This window comes from Enterobacter sp. IF2SW-B1 (genome assembly GCF_001743375.1).
GTDB classification, from domain to species: domain Bacteria; phylum Pseudomonadota; class Gammaproteobacteria; order Enterobacterales; family Enterobacteriaceae; genus Enterobacter; species Enterobacter bugandensis.
In genome coordinates, this window is sequence record NZ_MJAA01000001.1 from 438,344 (window position 1) to 454,842 (window position 16,499).

Below are 16,499 nucleotides of genomic sequence, written 5' to 3' on the forward strand. Positions count from 1 at the left end.
AGTAAGAGCCTGCGGATAAAAAAATATGGATTATCACTTAACACTTAACTGGCCCGAGTTTATTGAACGTTACTGGCAAAAGCGCCCGGTGGTTCTGAAACGCGGGTTCAGCAACTTTGTCGACCCTATCTCACCTGACGAGCTGGCCGGTCTGGCCATGGAAAACGAAGTCGACAGCCGTCTGGTCAGCCACCAGGACGGGAAATGGCAGGTCAGCCACGGTCCTTTCGAAAGCTACGATCATCTCGGCGAAAGCAACTGGTCGCTGCTGGTGCAGGCGGTTAACCACTGGCACGAGCCGACTGCCGCGCTAATGCGCCCGTTCCGCGCCCTGCCCGACTGGCGAATGGACGATCTGATGATCTCCTTCTCCGTACCTGGCGGCGGCGTGGGTCCGCATCTGGACCAGTACGACGTGTTTATCATTCAGGGCACGGGCCGCCGCCGCTGGCGCGTGGGCGAAAAAGTGCCGATGAAGCAGCACTGCCCGCATCCGGATCTGCTTCAGGTGGATCCGTTCGAAGGCATTATCGACGAAGAGCTGGAGCCAGGCGATATTCTCTACATTCCGCCAGGATTCCCTCACGAAGGTTACTCCCTGGAGAACTCGCTGAACTACTCTGTCGGGTTCCGTGCGCCAAGCGGCCGCGAAATGATCAGCGGCTTTGCCGACTATGTCCTGCAGCGCGAGCTGGGAAGCTATCGCTACAGCGATCCGGATGTGCCTGCACGCGAGCATCCGGCAGACATCGTGCCAGAAGAGCTGGATAAGCTGCGCGGCATGATGCTGGATCTGATCAACGAGCCGGAACATTTCAGGCAGTGGTTTGGCGAATTTATCAGTCAGTCACGCCACGAGCTGGACGTTGCACCGCCGGAGCCGCCGTATCAGGCAGATGAGATCTATGATGCGCTGCAGCAGGGTGACAAGCTGGTTCGTCTGGGCGGATTACGCGTGCTGCGCATTGGTGAAGAGGTCTTCGTCAACGGTGAGAAGCTCGACTCCCCGCACCGCCCGGCGCTGGAAGCCATTGCCAGCCATATGGTACTGACTGCAGAAACCTTTGGCGACGCGCTGGAAGACCCATCCTTCCTCGCGATGCTGGCCGCGCTGGTCAACAGCGGGTACTGGTTCTTTGAGGACTGAGTTGTGATAATGCCCGGTGGCGCTGCGCCACCGGGCATTTTTTTAGCGTTTAGCGGTTAACTCGGCTATGCGCACAATCACCTTCACCGCCTTTTCCATCCCTTCCAGCGTCACAAACTCATGCTTGCCGTGGTAGTTATAGCCACCGGTAAACAGGTTCGGGCACGGTAGCCCCATAAACGATAGCTGCGAGCCGTCAGTGCCGCCGCGAATCGGTTTTAAGACCGGTTCAATATCGCAGTCTCGCATCGCCTGCTGGGCGATATCCAGAATGTGCGGATGGGCCATCACCTTGTCGCGCATATTGTAATAGCTGTCTTCAATAATCAGCTCAATATAGCAGTCAGGATGCAATCCCTTCCCAACCTTCTTGGCGATCTCCATCATTTTGCGCTTGCGCGCCTCAAAAGCTTTACGGTCAAAATCGCGGATGATGTAGTGCATCTGCGCGCTGTCCACGGTGCCTTTGATGCTGGTGAGGTGATAAAAGCCCTCGTACCCCTCTGTCTGTTCAGGGCTCTCTTCCGCCGGGACTTCCGCATGAATACGCGACGCCAGCGACAGCGCGTTCACCATCACCCCTTTGGCAGACCCTGGGTGAACGTTGTTTCCGACAATTTTTATGGTCACCGACGCCGCGTTGAAGTTTTCATACTCCAGCTCGCCCACGCCACCGCCGTCGACGGTATACGCCCACTGCGCGTTAAAAGCGTCCACGTCGAAGTGCTTCGCGCCCTTACCTACCTCTTCATCTGGGGTAAAAGCAACGCGGATGTCCCCGTGCGGGATGTTTTTACCTTTCAGCACCGCCAGCGCCGTCATGATTTCCGCGATGCCCGCCTTGTCATCCGCCCCAAGCAGCGTTTTGCCGTCGGTGGTGATCAGCGTCTGCCCGAGCAGCTGGTGCAGCACGGGGAACATCACCGGAGAGAGCACTTCGTCGCCAATCCCCAGCGCGATATCACCGCCGCGGTAGTTTTCCACGATCTGCGGGTTAACGTGTTTGCCGCTAAAATCAGGTGAGGTATCGACATGAGAAATAAAGCCAATCGCCGGAATATCACCCGGCACATTCGCCGGCAGCGTTCCCATCACAGTGCCTTTTTCGCTTAACGTGACGTTGACCAGCCCCATGGCCTCAAGCTGCTCTTTAAGCAGGTTTAACAACTTCCACTGGCCTTCGGTGCTTGGCACCTGGCGGACACCCGGCTTAGATTGGGTATCCAGCGAAACATACTGTAAAAAACGCTCAAGTAATTTATCCATGCAGTCACCCTCACTTTTTGTGACAACATTATCAGTAAGCATCAAAACGCAAATATTGCGTCAGGTCACTTTTATCCCGCAAACGAGAACTTTTTACGTTTATATCTTTATGCGTTAATAAATGTAGCTTATGAATCAGTGACAAGGATTGGCGATTACGGGGGATTGCCGTAGAATGTCCGCCCTCATTACGAGTCACCAAGGTGGTTACACACAAACCCCGCTTCAGTCTGCTGCCTGAGGCGTCTATATGGGACAGCGCAAAAATTGAATACACAATCCCGTTCTCGTTCACCGCTGGTGCAACTGGAACGAATTCGTAAAAGCTTTGATGGCAAAGACGTCATTTCCGACCTCAACCTGACCATCAATGATGGTGAGTTTCTGACGCTGCTTGGCCCTTCCGGCTGCGGCAAAACCACCGTACTGCGCCTTATCGCCGGGCTGGAAAGCGTTGATAATGGCCGCATCCATCTTGAGAACCAGGACATAACCCAGGTTCCTGCCGAAGATCGCCACGTCAATACCGTTTTTCAGAGCTACGCCCTGTTCCCGCACATGACCGTGTTTGAGAACGTGGCGTTTGGCCTGCGGATGCAAAAAACCCCGGCTAATGAGATCGAACCGCGCGTCACCGAAGCCCTGCGCATGGTTCAGCTGGAGACGTTTGCCCAGCGAAAGCCCCACCAGCTCTCCGGCGGTCAGCAGCAGCGCGTGGCCATTGCCCGCGCGGTCGTCAATAAACCGCGCCTGCTTCTGCTGGATGAATCCCTCTCCGCGCTGGATTACAAGCTGCGCAAGCAGATGCAGAACGAGTTGAAAGCGCTACAGCGCAAGCTCGGTATCACCTTTGTCTTCGTCACCCACGATCAGGAAGAGGCGCTGACCATGTCAGACCGTATCGTGGTAATGCGTGACGGTAAGATTGAACAGGACGGTACGCCGCGTGAAATATACGAAGAGCCGAAAAACCTGTTTGTCGCCAGCTTTATTGGCGAGATCAATATCTTCAACGCCACCGTACTTGAGCGTCTGGATGCACAGCGCGTTCGCGCGAACGTCGAGGGACGCGACTGCATTATCACCGTGAACTTTGCCGTCGAGAAAGGACAAAAACTCAACGTCCTGCTGCGCCCGGAAGATCTCCGCGTTGATGAGATCCACGACACGGCCGACGTCGAAGGTCTGATCGGTTACGTTCGCGAACGTAACTATAAAGGGATGACCCTCGAGTCCGTTGTGGAACTGGAGAACGGCAAAATGGTGATGGTCAGCGAATTCTTTAACGAGGACGATCCTGACTTTGACCACTCTCTTGACCAGAAAATGGTTATCAACTGGGTAGAAAGCTGGGAGGTTGTGCTGGCTGATGAAGAACACAAGTAAGTTCCAGAAGGTGGTCATTGCCACTATCGTCGGTTGGCTTGTGTTATTTGTCTTTTTACCCAACCTGATGATCATCGCCACCAGCTTCCTGACCCGCGACGATGCAAACTTCGTTTCGCTGGTCTTTACGCTGGACAACTACGCGCGCCTGCTCGATCCGCTCTATTTCGACGTGCTGCTGCACTCGCTCAATATGGCGCTGATTGCCACCGTGGCCTGCCTGCTTCTGGGGTACCCTTTCGCATGGTTCCTGGCGGGACTGCCGCAAAAGGTGCGCCCGCTGCTGCTGTTTCTGCTGATTGTGCCGTTCTGGACCAACTCGCTGATTCGCATCTACGGGCTGAAAATCTTCCTCAGCACCAAAGGCTACCTCAACGCGTTTCTGCTGTGGCTGGGCGTGATTGATACGCCAGTGCGCATCATGTTTACCCCAGGTGCGGTAATCATTGGCCTGGTCTATATCCTGCTGCCGTTTATGGTGATGCCGCTCTACTCCAGCATTGAGAAGCTCGATAAACCGCTGCTGGAAGCGGCAAAAGATCTGGGGGCCAGCAAGCTGCAGACCTTTATCCGCATTATCATTCCGCTGACCATGCCCGGCATTATTGCGGGCTGTCTGCTGGTGATGCTCCCGGCGATGGGCCTGTTCTACGTGTCTGACCTGATGGGCGGGGCGAAAAACCTGCTGATTGGGAACGTGATCAAGAGTCAGTTCCTGAACATTCGCGACTGGCCGTTCGGCTCCGCGACCAGCATTACGCTCACGGTGGTGATGGGGCTGATGCTGCTGGTCTACTGGCGCGCTTCTCGCCTGCTCAACAAGAAGGTGGAACTCGAATGATCGGTCGACTGCTTCGCGGCGGTTTTATGACCGCCATTTACGCTTACCTTTATATCCCGATTATCATTTTGATCGTGAACTCGTTTAACAGCTCGCGGTTCGGGATCAACTGGCAGGGGTTTACCACCAACTGGTACAGCCTGCTGATGAACAATGACAGCCTGCTGCAGGCCGCACAGCACTCGCTGACGATGGCGATCGTTTCCGCCACCTTCGCCACGCTGATTGGCTCGCTGACCGCCGTGGCGCTGTACCGCTACCGTTTTCGCGGCAAGCCGTTCGTCAGCGGCATGCTGTTTGTAGTGATGATGTCGCCGGACATCGTGATGGCGATTTCGCTGCTGGTGCTGTTTATGCTGCTGGGCGTACAGCTTGGCTTCTGGTCGCTGCTGTTTTCCCATATCACCTTCTGCCTGCCGTTTGTGGTGGTCACCGTCTACGCGCGTCTGAAAGGGTTCGACGTGCGCATGCTGGAAGCGGCGAAAGATCTGGGTGCCAGCGAGATGATCATCCTGCGCAAAATCATCCTGCCGCTGGCGATGCCTGCCGTCGCCGCCGGATGGCTGCTCAGCTTTACCCTGTCGATGGATGACGTCGTGGTTTCCTCCTTCGTGACCGGGCCGAGCTACGAAATTCTGCCGTTGAAGATCTATTCGATGGTAAAAGTTGGCGTCTCACCGGAGGTGAACGCGCTGGCGACCATACTGCTGCTGTTTTCGCTGGTTCTGGTGATCGCCAGCCAGGTTCTTGCTCGTGATAAAACAAAATCTCAGGGGACAATGAAATGAAAAAAATGCTCGCCGCTGCGGCGCTGGTGCTTGGCATGGGTGCCGCGCACGCTGATGACAGTAAAACGCTCTACTTCTACAACTGGACGGAATACGTGCCGCCGGGCCTGCTGGAGCAGTTCACAAAGGAGACGGGCATCAAGGTGATCTACTCGACCTACGAGTCGAATGAAACCATGTATGCCAAGCTCAAAACCTACAAGGACGGCGCCTACGATCTGGTCGTTCCTTCCACCTACTTTGTCGACAAAATGCGCAAAGAGGGCATGATCCAGAAGATCGACAAAACGAAGCTAACTAATTTTTCAAACCTCGATCCTGAGATGCTCAACAAGCCGTTCGACCCGAATAACGACTACTCCATTCCGTACATCTGGGGCGCGACGGCGATTGGCGTGAACAGCGAGGCCATCGATCCGAAAACGGTCACCGGCTGGGCGGATCTGTGGAAACCGGAATACAAAGGCAGCCTGCTGTTAACCGACGACGCGCGTGAAGTGTTCCAGATCGCGCTGCGTAAGCTTGGCTATTCCGGTAACACCACCGATCCGAAAGAGATCGACGCGGCTTACAACGAGCTGAAAAAGCTGATGCCTAACGTGGCGGCATTCAACTCTGATAACCCGGCAAATCCGTATATGGAAGGCGAAGTAAACCTGGGGATGGTGTGGAACGGCTCTGCGTATGTTGCCCGCCAGGCCGGGACGCCGCTGGAGGTGGTCTGGCCGAAGGAAGGCGGGATCTTCTGGATGGATAGCCTCGCGATCCCGGCCAACGCGAAGAACGTGGACGGTGCGCTGAAACTGATTAATTTCCTGCTGCGTCCGGACGTGGCGAAACAGGTAGCCGAGACGATTGGCTACCCGACGCCAAACCTGGCCGCCCGCAAGCTGCTGAAGCCTGACGTGGCTAACGATAAGTCACTCTATCCGGATGCCGAAACCATCAGCAAAGGAGAATGGCAGAACGATGTAGGCGACGCGAGCCGCCTTTACGAAGAGTATTATCAAAAGTTAAAAGCAGGTCGTTAATGCAATACATAACGGGCGACGCAACATCGCCCGTTACTCTTACAGCCCCTTCAGAAGCTTATCTACAAACGCTGGCACCACTTCGCTCGCCAGGCCATATTGCTTCTCTTCAAACTCGCTGCCCACCTGGCTCGGCTCCAGATTGAGCTCCACCGTATGCGCCCCGTGCAGTCGCGCTTCGTGAACAAACCCCGCCGCCGGGTAAACGTGCCCTGATGTGCCAATAGCGATAAACACGTCCGCCATCGCCAGCGCGCTGTAGATCTCATCCATCCCCAGCGGCATTTCGCCAAACCAGACCACGTGCGGACGCAGGCGCGACGGGAACTGGCAGCAGTGGCACTTGTCCTCTGGCAGCACGTCCTCTTTCCAGTCCAGCACCTGGCCGCTCCAGGCGCAGCGAACCTTGAGCAGCTCACCGTGCATGTGGATGATGTTCTTGTTACCGGCCCGCTCGTGCAGATTGTCGATATTCTGCGTCACCAGCAGAAAACGATCCCCGAGCGCCTCTTCCAGCTTCGCCAGCGCCAGATGCGCCGCGTTTGGCGCAATCTCAGGCTGCTGAAGCTGCCGACGGCGAGCGTTGTAAAACGCCTGCACGAGATCCGGATCGCGGGCAAAGCCTTCCGGCGTCGCCACGTCCTCGACGCGGTGCTCTTCCCACAGCCCGTCTGCCGCACGGAAGGTTTGAATTCCTGACTCGGCGGAGATCCCCGCCCCGGTCAGTACCACCACTCTGGGTTTATCCATCGCTTCTGGCATGATTCTGTCTCTGAAAAAGATCCGCTGGCGCAAGCGCTCTCGTAAGCGGCGTTTGTTTTTGCGAAAACGGCTGAGTCGACCCTGGCGACGCGACAGCATAAAGACCTCGTAAACTAATCGGTGAGATGAAGGAATGCGGCTCCGCGCATGCCTCCCGCGTCCCCGTGTCGCGCGCGTTCAATGCGCGGCACGCGGGCGACCGGCAATAAATGTCGGGGCAGACGCCCGGACAACCGTTCCGTAATCGCAGTAAAGTTTGACAGCCCTCCCCCGATCACCAGCAGATCCGGGTCGACGATGGTGAGAATATTTCCCAGGCACACCGCCAGCAGATCCAGATAGCGCTCGACGTGTTCACGCGCCTGCGCATCCCCCTGCTCCCACAGGGTAATGATTTGAGGGGCCTCAAGTTTCTGATGATAGAAGTGTTCGTAAAGCCATGCAAACCCGCGTCCTGAGAGATAGTTCTCGATACAGCCGTGCTGGCCGCAGCCGCAGCGGGTCAGCGGGAAATCACGCCCTACCACCTCCAGCGCATCCACCGGGAGACGGATATGACCAAACTCCCCGGTGATGTAGCTGCGCCCGGTAATCGGCTTGCCGTTGATGACAATCCCCCCGCCTACGCCGGTACCGAGGATCAGCCCCATCACCAGCGGATAGCGGCGGAATTCATCGTCCCAGGCTTCAGAGAGAGCAAAGCAGTTGGCATCGTTATCTAAACGCACGTCGCGTTCAAGGAGGGCCGAGAGGTCGGCGCGGAGCGGTTTACCGCTGGCGGCAGGCACGTTGGCGGCATACAGCGTGCCATCATCGGTTTCCGGCATGCCCGGAATACCAATGCCGACGCTGCCTTTCACGCCAAAGCGTTCATCCGCCTGCGCCACCAGCGCAGTAATGGCGGTTAAAAATTCATCGTAGCTTTCGCGTGGCGTGGGAACGCGGGTTTCCCACTGCAGTTTGAGGTCTTTATCAAACACGCCGAGCGCAATCTTGGTGCCGCCAATATCAAATCCATAATACATAACGCATTCCTCTTTCTGACATAGCGGCCTCAGGACCGCTACACCATGACGTAATTACTGGCCACTTAATACCCTCGCCGGATCAATTCGGCTTGCGCGACGCGCCGGATACCAGCTTGCCAGCAGACTCAGTAAAAGTGCTGTAACCAGCACATAAAAAACGTCCAGCCAGTGCAATTCAGACGGCAGGAAGTCAATAAAATAGATGTCACCGGACAGGAACTGGTGACCAATAAGCTTTTCAATCCCGTTGATAATCGGCGTCAGCTGCAGAGAAACCACCACGCCAATCACCACGCCGCAAAGGCTGCCGAACAGCCCTGCCAGCAAACCGTACCAGACGAAGATGGCGCGAATAAGACCGTCTTTTGCCCCGAGGGTACGCAACACGGCGATGTCGCCGCTCTTGTCCTTAACCGCCATTACCAGCGTCGAGACGATATTAAAGCACGCCACGCCAATCACCAGCACCATCGCCAGATACATGATCGCACGGATCATCTGGATATCACGGTACATATATCCGTAAGTGCCGATCCAGCTTTTGATGTAGACATAGTTATTGGTGACGCTGCCGGCATCACGCACCAGTTTGTTGGCGTTAAAGACGTCGTTCACCTTAATGGCAATGCCCGTCACGCTGTCGCCCATGTCGAGATACTGGCGTGCATCCTCCATCGGCACCATCGCAAAGCTGTGGTCAAGCTGACCGCTCAGCTGAAGAATACCGGTAACGTGCAGGCGCACGCGTTTTGGCTGCTGCAGTTTGTGATCGGCACTGGCGTTGGGGATCATGATTGACACCCAGTCGCCCTGCTTCACCTTTAGGGCATCGGCAACGCCTTTACCCATAATGATCTGCTGCTCGCCGGCCTTAAAGTTCGCCCACGCGCCGTTCTGAACATATTTCGGCAGCGCGCTGAGCCGCTCCTCCTGGGCCGGGTTGACCCCTTTAACCTGGATGGCGCGCAGGTTTACCCCGCTCTCCACCAGCCCGGTAAAGTTAATGTAGGGCGCGGCCGCGGCAATGCCCGGCACTTTTTCCACTTTGGCGAGCGCATCGCTCCAGTTGGCCCACGGCTGGTTAACCGGCTCGATCTCCCCGTGCGGCACCACCGCCAGAATGCGGTTATTCAGCTCGCGCTCAAAGCCGTTCATGGCGCTCAGGCCGACAATCAGCACCGCTACGCCCAGCGCAATACCGATGGTCGAGATAACGGAGATCAGCGACACCATGCCGCCGCGTCGGCGACCGCGGCTAAAACGTAACCCGATGAGTAACGATAACGGTGACGCCATTACTCTGCTCCCATCAGGGTCAGTTCCGCGTTCAGATGGCCGTCGCGCATCTCAAGCTGGCGACCCATGCGTTTTGCCAGCTGCAGGTCGTGAGTCACCACCAGAAACGCGGTTCCCTGCGAGGCGTTCAGCTCGCCGAGAAGCTGGAAGATACTGTCCGCATTGCGTGCGTCCAGGTTACCGGTCGGTTCATCCGCCAGCACCAGGCGCGGATTATTGACCAGCGCGCGGGCAATCGCCACGCGCTGGCGCTCGCCGCCGGACAGCTCCGACGGGCGGTGATTTCCCCGGTGGCCCAGTCCTACCGCTTTCAGCATATCGCTGGCGCGGGCGTTAATTTCTGCCGGTTTCTTTTTACCAATCAGCAGCGGCATCGCCACGTTTTCCAGCGCCGTGAAGTCCGGCAGCAGGTGGTGGAACTGGTAGATAAAGCCCAGCTCGCGGTTACGCAGCTCGGCCTTCGCCGCAGAGGACATTTTGCTCATCGGCTGACCGGAGAAGATCACGTCGCCGTTGGTTGGCGTGTCCAGCCCGCCCAGCAGGTGCAGCAGAGTACTTTTGCCCGAGCCGGAGCTGCCGACAATCGCCATCATCTCGCCCTCGCCCACGCTGAAGCTCACATTGTGCAGCACGTCAGTCTGCACAGTGCCTTCCTGATAGCGTTTGGACAGGTTGTCGCATTGCAACAGGATCTTATTCATAACGTAAAGCCTCAGCGGGTTGAGTGGCGGCAGCGCGCCAGGAAGGATAAAGCGTAGAAAGCAGCGCAATGGCCATCGCGGCCAGCGCAATTCCGACCACCTGCAGCGGCTCGATAGCCACCGGCAGCGCCGCGCCGTCAAGGAGCGCGCCGATGATCGGCATTAAATTATTAAGCTGGCTGGCAAGCAGTGCGCCGAGCACGGCGCCCAACAGCGCGCCGATAATGCCTGCACTGGCCCCCTGCACCATAAAGACCGCCATGATCTGGCGCGGCGTCAGACCCTGGGTTTGCAGGATGGCGACTTCGCCCTGCTTCTCCATCACCATCAGGCCCAGCGAGGTGATGATGTTAAATGCAGCCACGGCGACGATCAGGCTCAGCAGCAGCCCCATCATGTTTTTTTCCATACGCACGGCCTGGAACAGCTCGCCTTTACGCTCGCGCCAGTCCTGCCATTTGGTGCCGTCCGGCAGTTTTTGCTGGCTGAGGGTATCGACCTTCAGGGGCTGATCGAGCCACAGGCGCCAGCCGGTGATATTTCCCGCCGGGTAACGCATCAGGCGTGACGCATCCTGAATGTTCACCAGCATCTGATAGCCGTCAACTTCGCTGTTGGCGGCAAAAGTACCAATCACGTTAAACAGGCGCTGGCTCGGCAGGCGACCCATTGGCGTAAACTGGCTGGCGGACGGCACCATCACGCGCAGCTGATCGCCGCGGTTGACGCCAAGCTGCCCGGCAAGCTGCTCACCCAGAATCACGTTGTATTTTCCGGCTTCCAGATCGGTTTGCTTCACGTTAACCAGGAACGGCGTCAGCGGATCTTTTTGCGCCGGGTCGATACCCAGCATCACGCCGACCGCCACGCTGCGGGCGCTTTGCAGCACCACATCGCCAGTGGTTAAGGGCGCAACGCGCGTGACACCCTGTAACTTCGCCGCGCTTTCCGGCAGCTGTTGCGGGTTAACGGAACCGTTGTTCGATGAGAGAACGGCCTGCGGCATCAGCCCCAGGATGTTGTTTTGCAGCTCGCGCTCGAAGCCATTCATGACGGAAAGCACCGTCACCAGAGCCATCACGCCGAGCGTAATGCCAATAGTCGAAAGCCAGGAGACAAAGCGACCGAAGCGGTCCGCGGCGCGCCCACGCATGTAGCGTAAGCCTATGAAGAGTGCGACAGGTTGATACATGAAGTCCGTCTGTTTGCTGATAGCAGACCCACGAGTATATAAGCGAATCCGTTAAGGGTAAATGACTGAAACCGTAAGCTTTGGTAATCATTTTTCCGAAAAACTCAGATAAATCAGGGTGGTACTTTCCATTTACCCTCTGGATAGCCTCCACCTTTTCCGAAAAACGTCCCGATACAGACAGTTACCCGTTACATCTCTCTGTCGTTTTAGAACAATTGCCCCTACGTTTATGGCAAAACTGGTATGGGTTACCAATGAAACAAAAAGCATTATGGATTAATCAGATAAAAGGGCTGTGCATCTGTCTGGTGGTGATTTACCACTCGGTCATCACCTTTTATCCTCATCTCAGCGGGCTACAGCATCCGCTCTCCGGTCTCCTCGCCAAATGCTGGGTCTATTTTAACCTCTATCTCGCCCCGTTCCGGATGCCGGTTTTCTTCTTTATCTCCGGCTATCTGATCCGTCGTTATATTGACGAGGTAGACTGGCGCACCAGCCTCGACAAGCGGATCTGGAGCATTGTCTGGGTTCTGGCGCTGTGGGGGATCCTGCAATGGCAGGCGCTGACCCACCTGAACGCCTGGCTGGCGCCCGATCGCGAGCTTGCCACCTCGTCGAACGCGGCCTACGCCGATTCCCTGGCAGGATTTGTGCGGGGCATGCTCACCGCCAGTACCAGCCTGTGGTATCTGTATGCTCTGGTGGTCTACTTCACGCTGTGTAAACTGCTGAGCCGCTGGAAGCTGCCGGTACTCGGACTGCTTGCGCTGGCGAGCATCGCGATCAACTTCCTGCCGCTGCCGTGGTGGGGAATGAACAGCGTGGTACGCAACATGATCTACTACAGCCTGGGGGCGTGGTATGGCGCCGAGCTGATGGCGTGGATGAAAAGTTTCAACCTGCGCCGCACCTGGCTGGCTACTGGCGCTTTCGCGGCCGTCTCCGTGGTGCTGTGGTTTGCTAACGTTCCTCTCCTGCTTTCTCTGCTGTCGATCGTGTTGATCATGAAGCTGTTCTACAGCCTTGAGCAGCGTTATGCCGTACATCCCAACAACCTGCTGAACGTGATTGGCTCAAACACCATTGCGATCTATACCACCCACCGCATCTTAATTGAGGCCTTCAGCCTGATCCTGATTGGCGAGATGAATGCCGCCCTGTGGCCGGTCTGGGCAGAACTGTGCTTAATACTGGTCTACCCGATTGCCAGCCTGCTGATCTGTACCCTTGCCGGGCTCGGGGTGCGTAAAATTTCCACCGCGCTGTTCGGGGACCTTTTCTTCTCTCCTCCGTCTACGCGGAGCCTGTCACCTGCCACCCGTTAATGCCCTCTCCGCCCCCGTTTTGGGGGCGTTTAGCCCTGCCGTGCGGTTACAATTTGCTTATGTAAAACGATCGAGGATAATAAAGACATTGCGTATCAGTGATATGCCCCAATACTGTTGGTATATCCATAAGAGACTCTGACATAGCCATGCCTGAACACTATCGTTATTCCTTGCCCGTCAAAGCGGGCGACCAGCGCCAGCTGGGTGAACTCACGGGCGCGGCGTGCGCCACGCTGGTGGCAGAAATCGCTGAGCGGCACCCTGGCCCGGTGGTGCTGGTTGCCCCGGATATGCAAAACGCCCTGCGCCTGCACGATGAAATCCGCCAGTTCACCGATAGCCTGGTGTTCAGCCTGGCCGACTGGGAAACGCTGCCGTATGACAGTTTCTCCCCGCATCAGGAGATCATCTCCTCGCGCCTGTCGACACTATATCAACTCCCGACCATGCAGCGCGGCGTGCTGATTGTGCCGGTGAATACCCTGATGCAGCGCGTCTGCCCGCACAGCTATCTGCACGGCCACGCGCTGGTGATGAAAAAAGGCCAGCGCCTGTCTCGCGACACCCTGCGAGACCAGCTTGACGGTGCCGGATATCGCCATGTCGATCAGGTCATGGAGCACGGGGAATATGCCACCCGCGGCGCGCTGCTCGACCTTTACCCGATGGGCAGCGACCAGCCGTATCGTCTGGATTTCTTTGATGATGAAATCGACAGCCTGCGCGTGTTCGATGCCGACACCCAGCGCACGCTGGAAGAGGTGGAATCCATCAATTTACTGCCTGCCCACGAGTTCCCGACGGACAAAACCGCCATCGAGCTGTTCCGCAGCCAGTGGCGCGACAGGTTCGACGTAAAGCGTGATGCAGAACATATCTATCAGCAGGTCAGCAAAGGTACGCTCCCGGCCGGAATCGAATACTGGCAGCCGCTGTTCTTCAGCGAGCCGCTGCCCGCCCTGTTCAGCTACTTCCCGGCGAATACCCTGATTGTGAACACCGGCGATATCGACGCCAGCGCCAGCCGCTTTGAAAGCGAAACCCGCGCACGCTTCGAAAACCGGGGCGTTGACCCGATGCGTCCGCTCCTGCCACCGGAAGCGCTGTGGCTGCGCACCGACGAACTCAACGCCGAGCTGAAGCGCTGGCCGCGCATGCAGCTGAAAACCGATTCGCTTGCCGATAAGGCCGCCAACACCAACCTCGCCTTCCGCACGCTGCCGGAGCTGGCCGTTCAGGCTCAGCAGAAATCGCCGCTGGATAATCTGCGCAAGTTCCTGGAATCCTTTACCGGGCCGGTGGTGTTCTCCGTTGAGAGTGAAGGCCGCCGCGAGGCGCTCGGTGAGCTGCTGGGACGCATTAAGGTGGCGCCGAAGCGCATTCTTCGCCTGAGCGAAGCAACCGGAAACGGTCGTTACCTGATGATTGGCGCCGCCGAGCACGGGTTCATTGACACGCTCAACAACCTGGCGCTGATTTGCGAAAGCGACCTGCTGGGCGAGCGCGTCGCGCGCCGCCGTCAGGACAGCCGTCGGACCATTAACCCGGACACGCTGATCCGCAACCTGGCCGAGCTGCATCCAGGCCAGCCGATTGTTCACCTGGAGCACGGCGTTGGCCGCTATCAGGGGATGACCACGCTGGAAGCAGGCGGTATCAAAGGTGAATACCTGATGCTGACCTACGCCAACGACGCCAAACTCTATGTACCGGTCTCGTCGCTGCACCTGATCAGCCGCTATGCGGGCGGCGCGGAGGAAAATGCGCCGCTGCACAAGCTGGGCGGCGACGCCTGGGCGCGTGCACGCCAGAAAGCGGCGGAAAAAGTGCGCGACGTGGCGGCCGAACTGCTGGATATCTACGCCCAGCGCGCGGCCAAAGAGGGCTTCGCCTTTAAGCACGACAAAGAACAGTACCAGCTGTTCTGCGACAGCTTCCCGTTTGAAACTACGCCGGATCAGGCTCAGGCTATTAACGCCGTGCTGAGCGACATGTGCCAGCCGCTGGCAATGGACCGCTTAGTCTGCGGCGACGTCGGTTTCGGCAAAACCGAAGTGGCAATGCGCGCCGCCTTCCTTGCGGTTGAAAACAACAAGCAGGTGGCGGTGCTGGTGCCAACCACCCTGCTCGCTCAGCAGCACTTCGACAACTTCCGCGACCGCTTCGCCAACTGGCCGGTACGCATCGAGATGCTGTCGCGTTTTCGCAGCACCAAAGAGCAGACGCAGATCCTGGAGCAGGCCAGCGAAGGCAAAATTGACATTCTGATCGGTACCCACAAGCTGCTGCAAAGCGATGTGAAGTGGAAAGATCTGGGGCTGCTGATCGTCGACGAAGAGCACCGCTTCGGGGTGCGTCATAAAGAGCGCATCAAAGCGATGCGCGCGGACGTCGACATCCTGACCCTGACCGCGACTCCGATCCCGCGAACCCTGAACATGGCGATGAGCGGCATGCGCGATCTGTCGATTATCGCCACGCCGCCGGCGCGTCGTCTGGCGGTAAAAACCTTTGTCCGCGAGTACGACAATCTGGTGGTGCGTGAGGCCATTCTGCGTGAAGTGCTGCGCGGGGGTCAGGTCTATTACCTGTATAACGATGTCGAAAATATCCAGAAAGCCGCCGACAGGCTGGCGGAACTGGTACCGGAAGCGCGTATTGCCATCGGTCACGGACAGATGCGCGAACGCGAGCTGGAGCGGGTGATGAACGACTTCCACCACCAGCGCTTTAACGTGCTGGTGTGTACCACCATCATCGAAACCGGGATCGACATTCCAACGGCGAACACGATTATCATCGAACGCGCGGATCACTTCGGCCTGGCCCAGCTTCACCAGCTGCGTGGCCGAGTCGGGCGTTCGCACCATCAGGCCTACGCCTGGCTGCTGACGCCGCATCCGAAAGCGATGACCACCGACGCGCAAAAGCGCCTGGAAGCCATCGCCTCGCTGGAAGACCTCGGCGCAGGCTTCGCGCTTGCCACGCACGACCTGGAGATCCGCGGCGCAGGTGAACTGCTGGGTGAGGACCAGAGCGGCTCCATGGAGACCATCGGCTTCTCGCTCTATATGGAGCTGCTGGAAAACGCGGTGGACGCCCTGAAGGCCGGGCGCGAGCCGTCTCTGGAAGATTTGACCAGCCAGCAAACCGAGGTCGAGCTGCGAATGCCTTCCCTGCTGCCGGACGATTTCATTCCGGACGTGAATACCCGCCTGTCGTTCTACAAGCGCATCGCCAGCGCGAAGACGGAAAACGAGCTGGAAGAAATTAAGGTTGAGCTGATCGACCGCTTCGGCCTGCTGCCAGATGCTGCGCGTAACCTGCTGGATATCGCGCGCCTGCGCCAGCAGGCGCAGAAGCTGGGCATTCGCAAGCTTGAGGGCAACGAAAAAGGCGGCGTCATTGAATTTGCCGAGAAGAACCACGTCAACCCGATGTGGCTGATCGGCCTGCTGCAAAAACAGCCGCAGCACTTCCGTCTTGATGGCCCGACGCGACTGAAATTTACCCAGGAGCTGACGGAGCGCAAAACGCGCATGGACTGGGTGCGTAACTTTATGCGACAGCTGGAAGAGAACGCTGTCGCGTAACTCACCCTTCCCCCCGTTAGCGCAATGCTGGCGGGGGACAATTTACAAACTCTTTGCACTTCACCCGATCTTCCCGACACACCCATTCGCCATAATTATCTTTAACCCCTTATAAAACAATAACCTTATCATTT

Annotated in this window: 13 protein-coding genes; 7 read left to right on the plus strand and 6 right to left on the minus strand. The window is 57.4% G+C overall.

Annotated features, from left to right (window positions below):
* Nucleotides 1–25 precede the first annotated feature (25 nt).
* Nucleotides 26–1,147 (plus strand): cupin domain-containing protein, encoded by a 1,122-nt coding sequence (locus A6013_RS02185; protein ID WP_047364295.1) that lies wholly within the window; start codon nt 26–28, stop codon nt 1,145–1,147.
* A gap of 42 nt (nt 1,148–1,189) precedes the next feature.
* On the opposite strand, the gene pepT is transcribed toward A6013_RS02185, so the two are convergent.
* A complete protein-coding gene (gene pepT / locus A6013_RS02190) occupies nt 1,190–2,413 on the minus strand; it encodes a peptidase T (RefSeq protein WP_032644861.1) in 1,224 nt (407 codons plus the stop codon).
* A 237-nt stretch (nt 2,414–2,650) separates the two neighbouring features.
* Here pepT and potA point away from each other — a divergent pair, with 237 nt between their 5' ends.
* From potA to potD, 4 genes are read left to right on the plus strand one after another with little or no spacing between them, the layout of a single operon-like run.
* On the plus strand, nt 2,651–3,799 hold the full coding sequence (gene potA, locus A6013_RS02200; protein WP_167401640.1) for a spermidine/putrescine ABC transporter ATP-binding protein PotA: 1,149 nt from the start codon (nt 2,651–2,653) through the stop codon (nt 3,797–3,799).
* On the plus strand, nt 3,783–4,640 hold the full coding sequence (gene potB, locus A6013_RS02205) for a spermidine/putrescine ABC transporter permease PotB (RefSeq protein ID WP_041910497.1): 858 nt from the start codon (nt 3,783–3,785) through the stop codon (nt 4,638–4,640). The genes potA and potB overlap by 17 nt, the downstream gene beginning before the upstream one ends.
* Nucleotides 4,637–5,428: a spermidine/putrescine ABC transporter permease PotC gene (potC, locus tag A6013_RS02210; protein ID WP_048959704.1), complete on the plus strand. Its 792-nt coding sequence runs from the start codon at nt 4,637–4,639 to the stop codon at nt 5,426–5,428. Before potB ends, potC begins: the two co-directional genes overlap by 4 nt.
* Nucleotides 5,425–6,459, plus strand: coding sequence for a spermidine/putrescine ABC transporter substrate-binding protein PotD (gene potD, locus A6013_RS02215; protein ID WP_028012743.1), 1,035 nt, complete (start codon nt 5,425–5,427; stop codon nt 6,457–6,459). Before potC ends, potD begins: the two co-directional genes overlap by 4 nt.
* 39 nt (nt 6,460–6,498) lie before the next feature.
* On the opposite strand, the gene cobB is transcribed toward potD, so the two are convergent.
* The 5 genes from cobB to lolC are packed head-to-tail and all read right to left on the minus strand — an operon-like array spanning nt 6,499 to nt 11,438.
* Nucleotides 6,499–7,320 carry a Sir2 family NAD+-dependent deacetylase gene (gene cobB, locus A6013_RS02220; RefSeq protein ID WP_041910499.1) on the minus strand — a complete coding sequence of 274 codons (822 nt, stop codon included), beginning with the start codon at nt 7,318–7,320 and terminating at the stop codon, nt 6,499–6,501.
* 14 nt (nt 7,321–7,334) lie between these two features.
* Complete coding sequence (gene nagK / locus A6013_RS02225; protein WP_028012741.1) at nt 7,335–8,246, minus strand: N-acetylglucosamine kinase; 912 nt, start codon at nt 8,244–8,246, stop codon at nt 7,335–7,337.
* Nucleotides 8,247–8,300: 54 nt separating this feature from the next.
* Nucleotides 8,301–9,545 (minus strand): lipoprotein-releasing ABC transporter permease subunit LolE, encoded by a 1,245-nt coding sequence (gene lolE, locus A6013_RS02230; protein WP_045261624.1) that lies wholly within the window; start codon nt 9,543–9,545, stop codon nt 8,301–8,303.
* The gene (lolD, locus tag A6013_RS02235) at nt 9,545–10,246 is read right to left on the minus strand and encodes a lipoprotein-releasing ABC transporter ATP-binding protein LolD (protein ID WP_008500772.1); all 702 of its coding nucleotides are present in this window, start codon (nt 10,244–10,246) and stop codon (nt 9,545–9,547) included. The genes lolE and lolD overlap by 1 nt, the downstream gene beginning before the upstream one ends.
* A complete protein-coding gene (gene lolC / locus A6013_RS02240; RefSeq protein WP_028012739.1) occupies nt 10,239–11,438 on the minus strand; it encodes a lipoprotein-releasing ABC transporter permease subunit LolC in 1,200 nt (399 codons plus the stop codon). Before lolC ends, lolD begins: the two co-directional genes overlap by 8 nt.
* Nucleotides 11,439–11,695: 257 nt before the next feature.
* Here lolC and A6013_RS02245 point away from each other — a divergent pair, with 257 nt between their 5' ends.
* Complete coding sequence (locus A6013_RS02245) at nt 11,696–12,769, plus strand: acyltransferase family protein (protein WP_063437660.1); 1,074 nt, start codon at nt 11,696–11,698, stop codon at nt 12,767–12,769.
* A 149-nt stretch (nt 12,770–12,918) separates the two neighbouring features.
* Nucleotides 12,919–16,365 (plus strand): transcription-repair coupling factor, encoded by a 3,447-nt coding sequence (gene mfd / locus A6013_RS02250; RefSeq protein WP_048959702.1) that lies wholly within the window; start codon nt 12,919–12,921, stop codon nt 16,363–16,365.
* Nucleotides 16,366–16,499 lie beyond the last annotated feature (134 nt).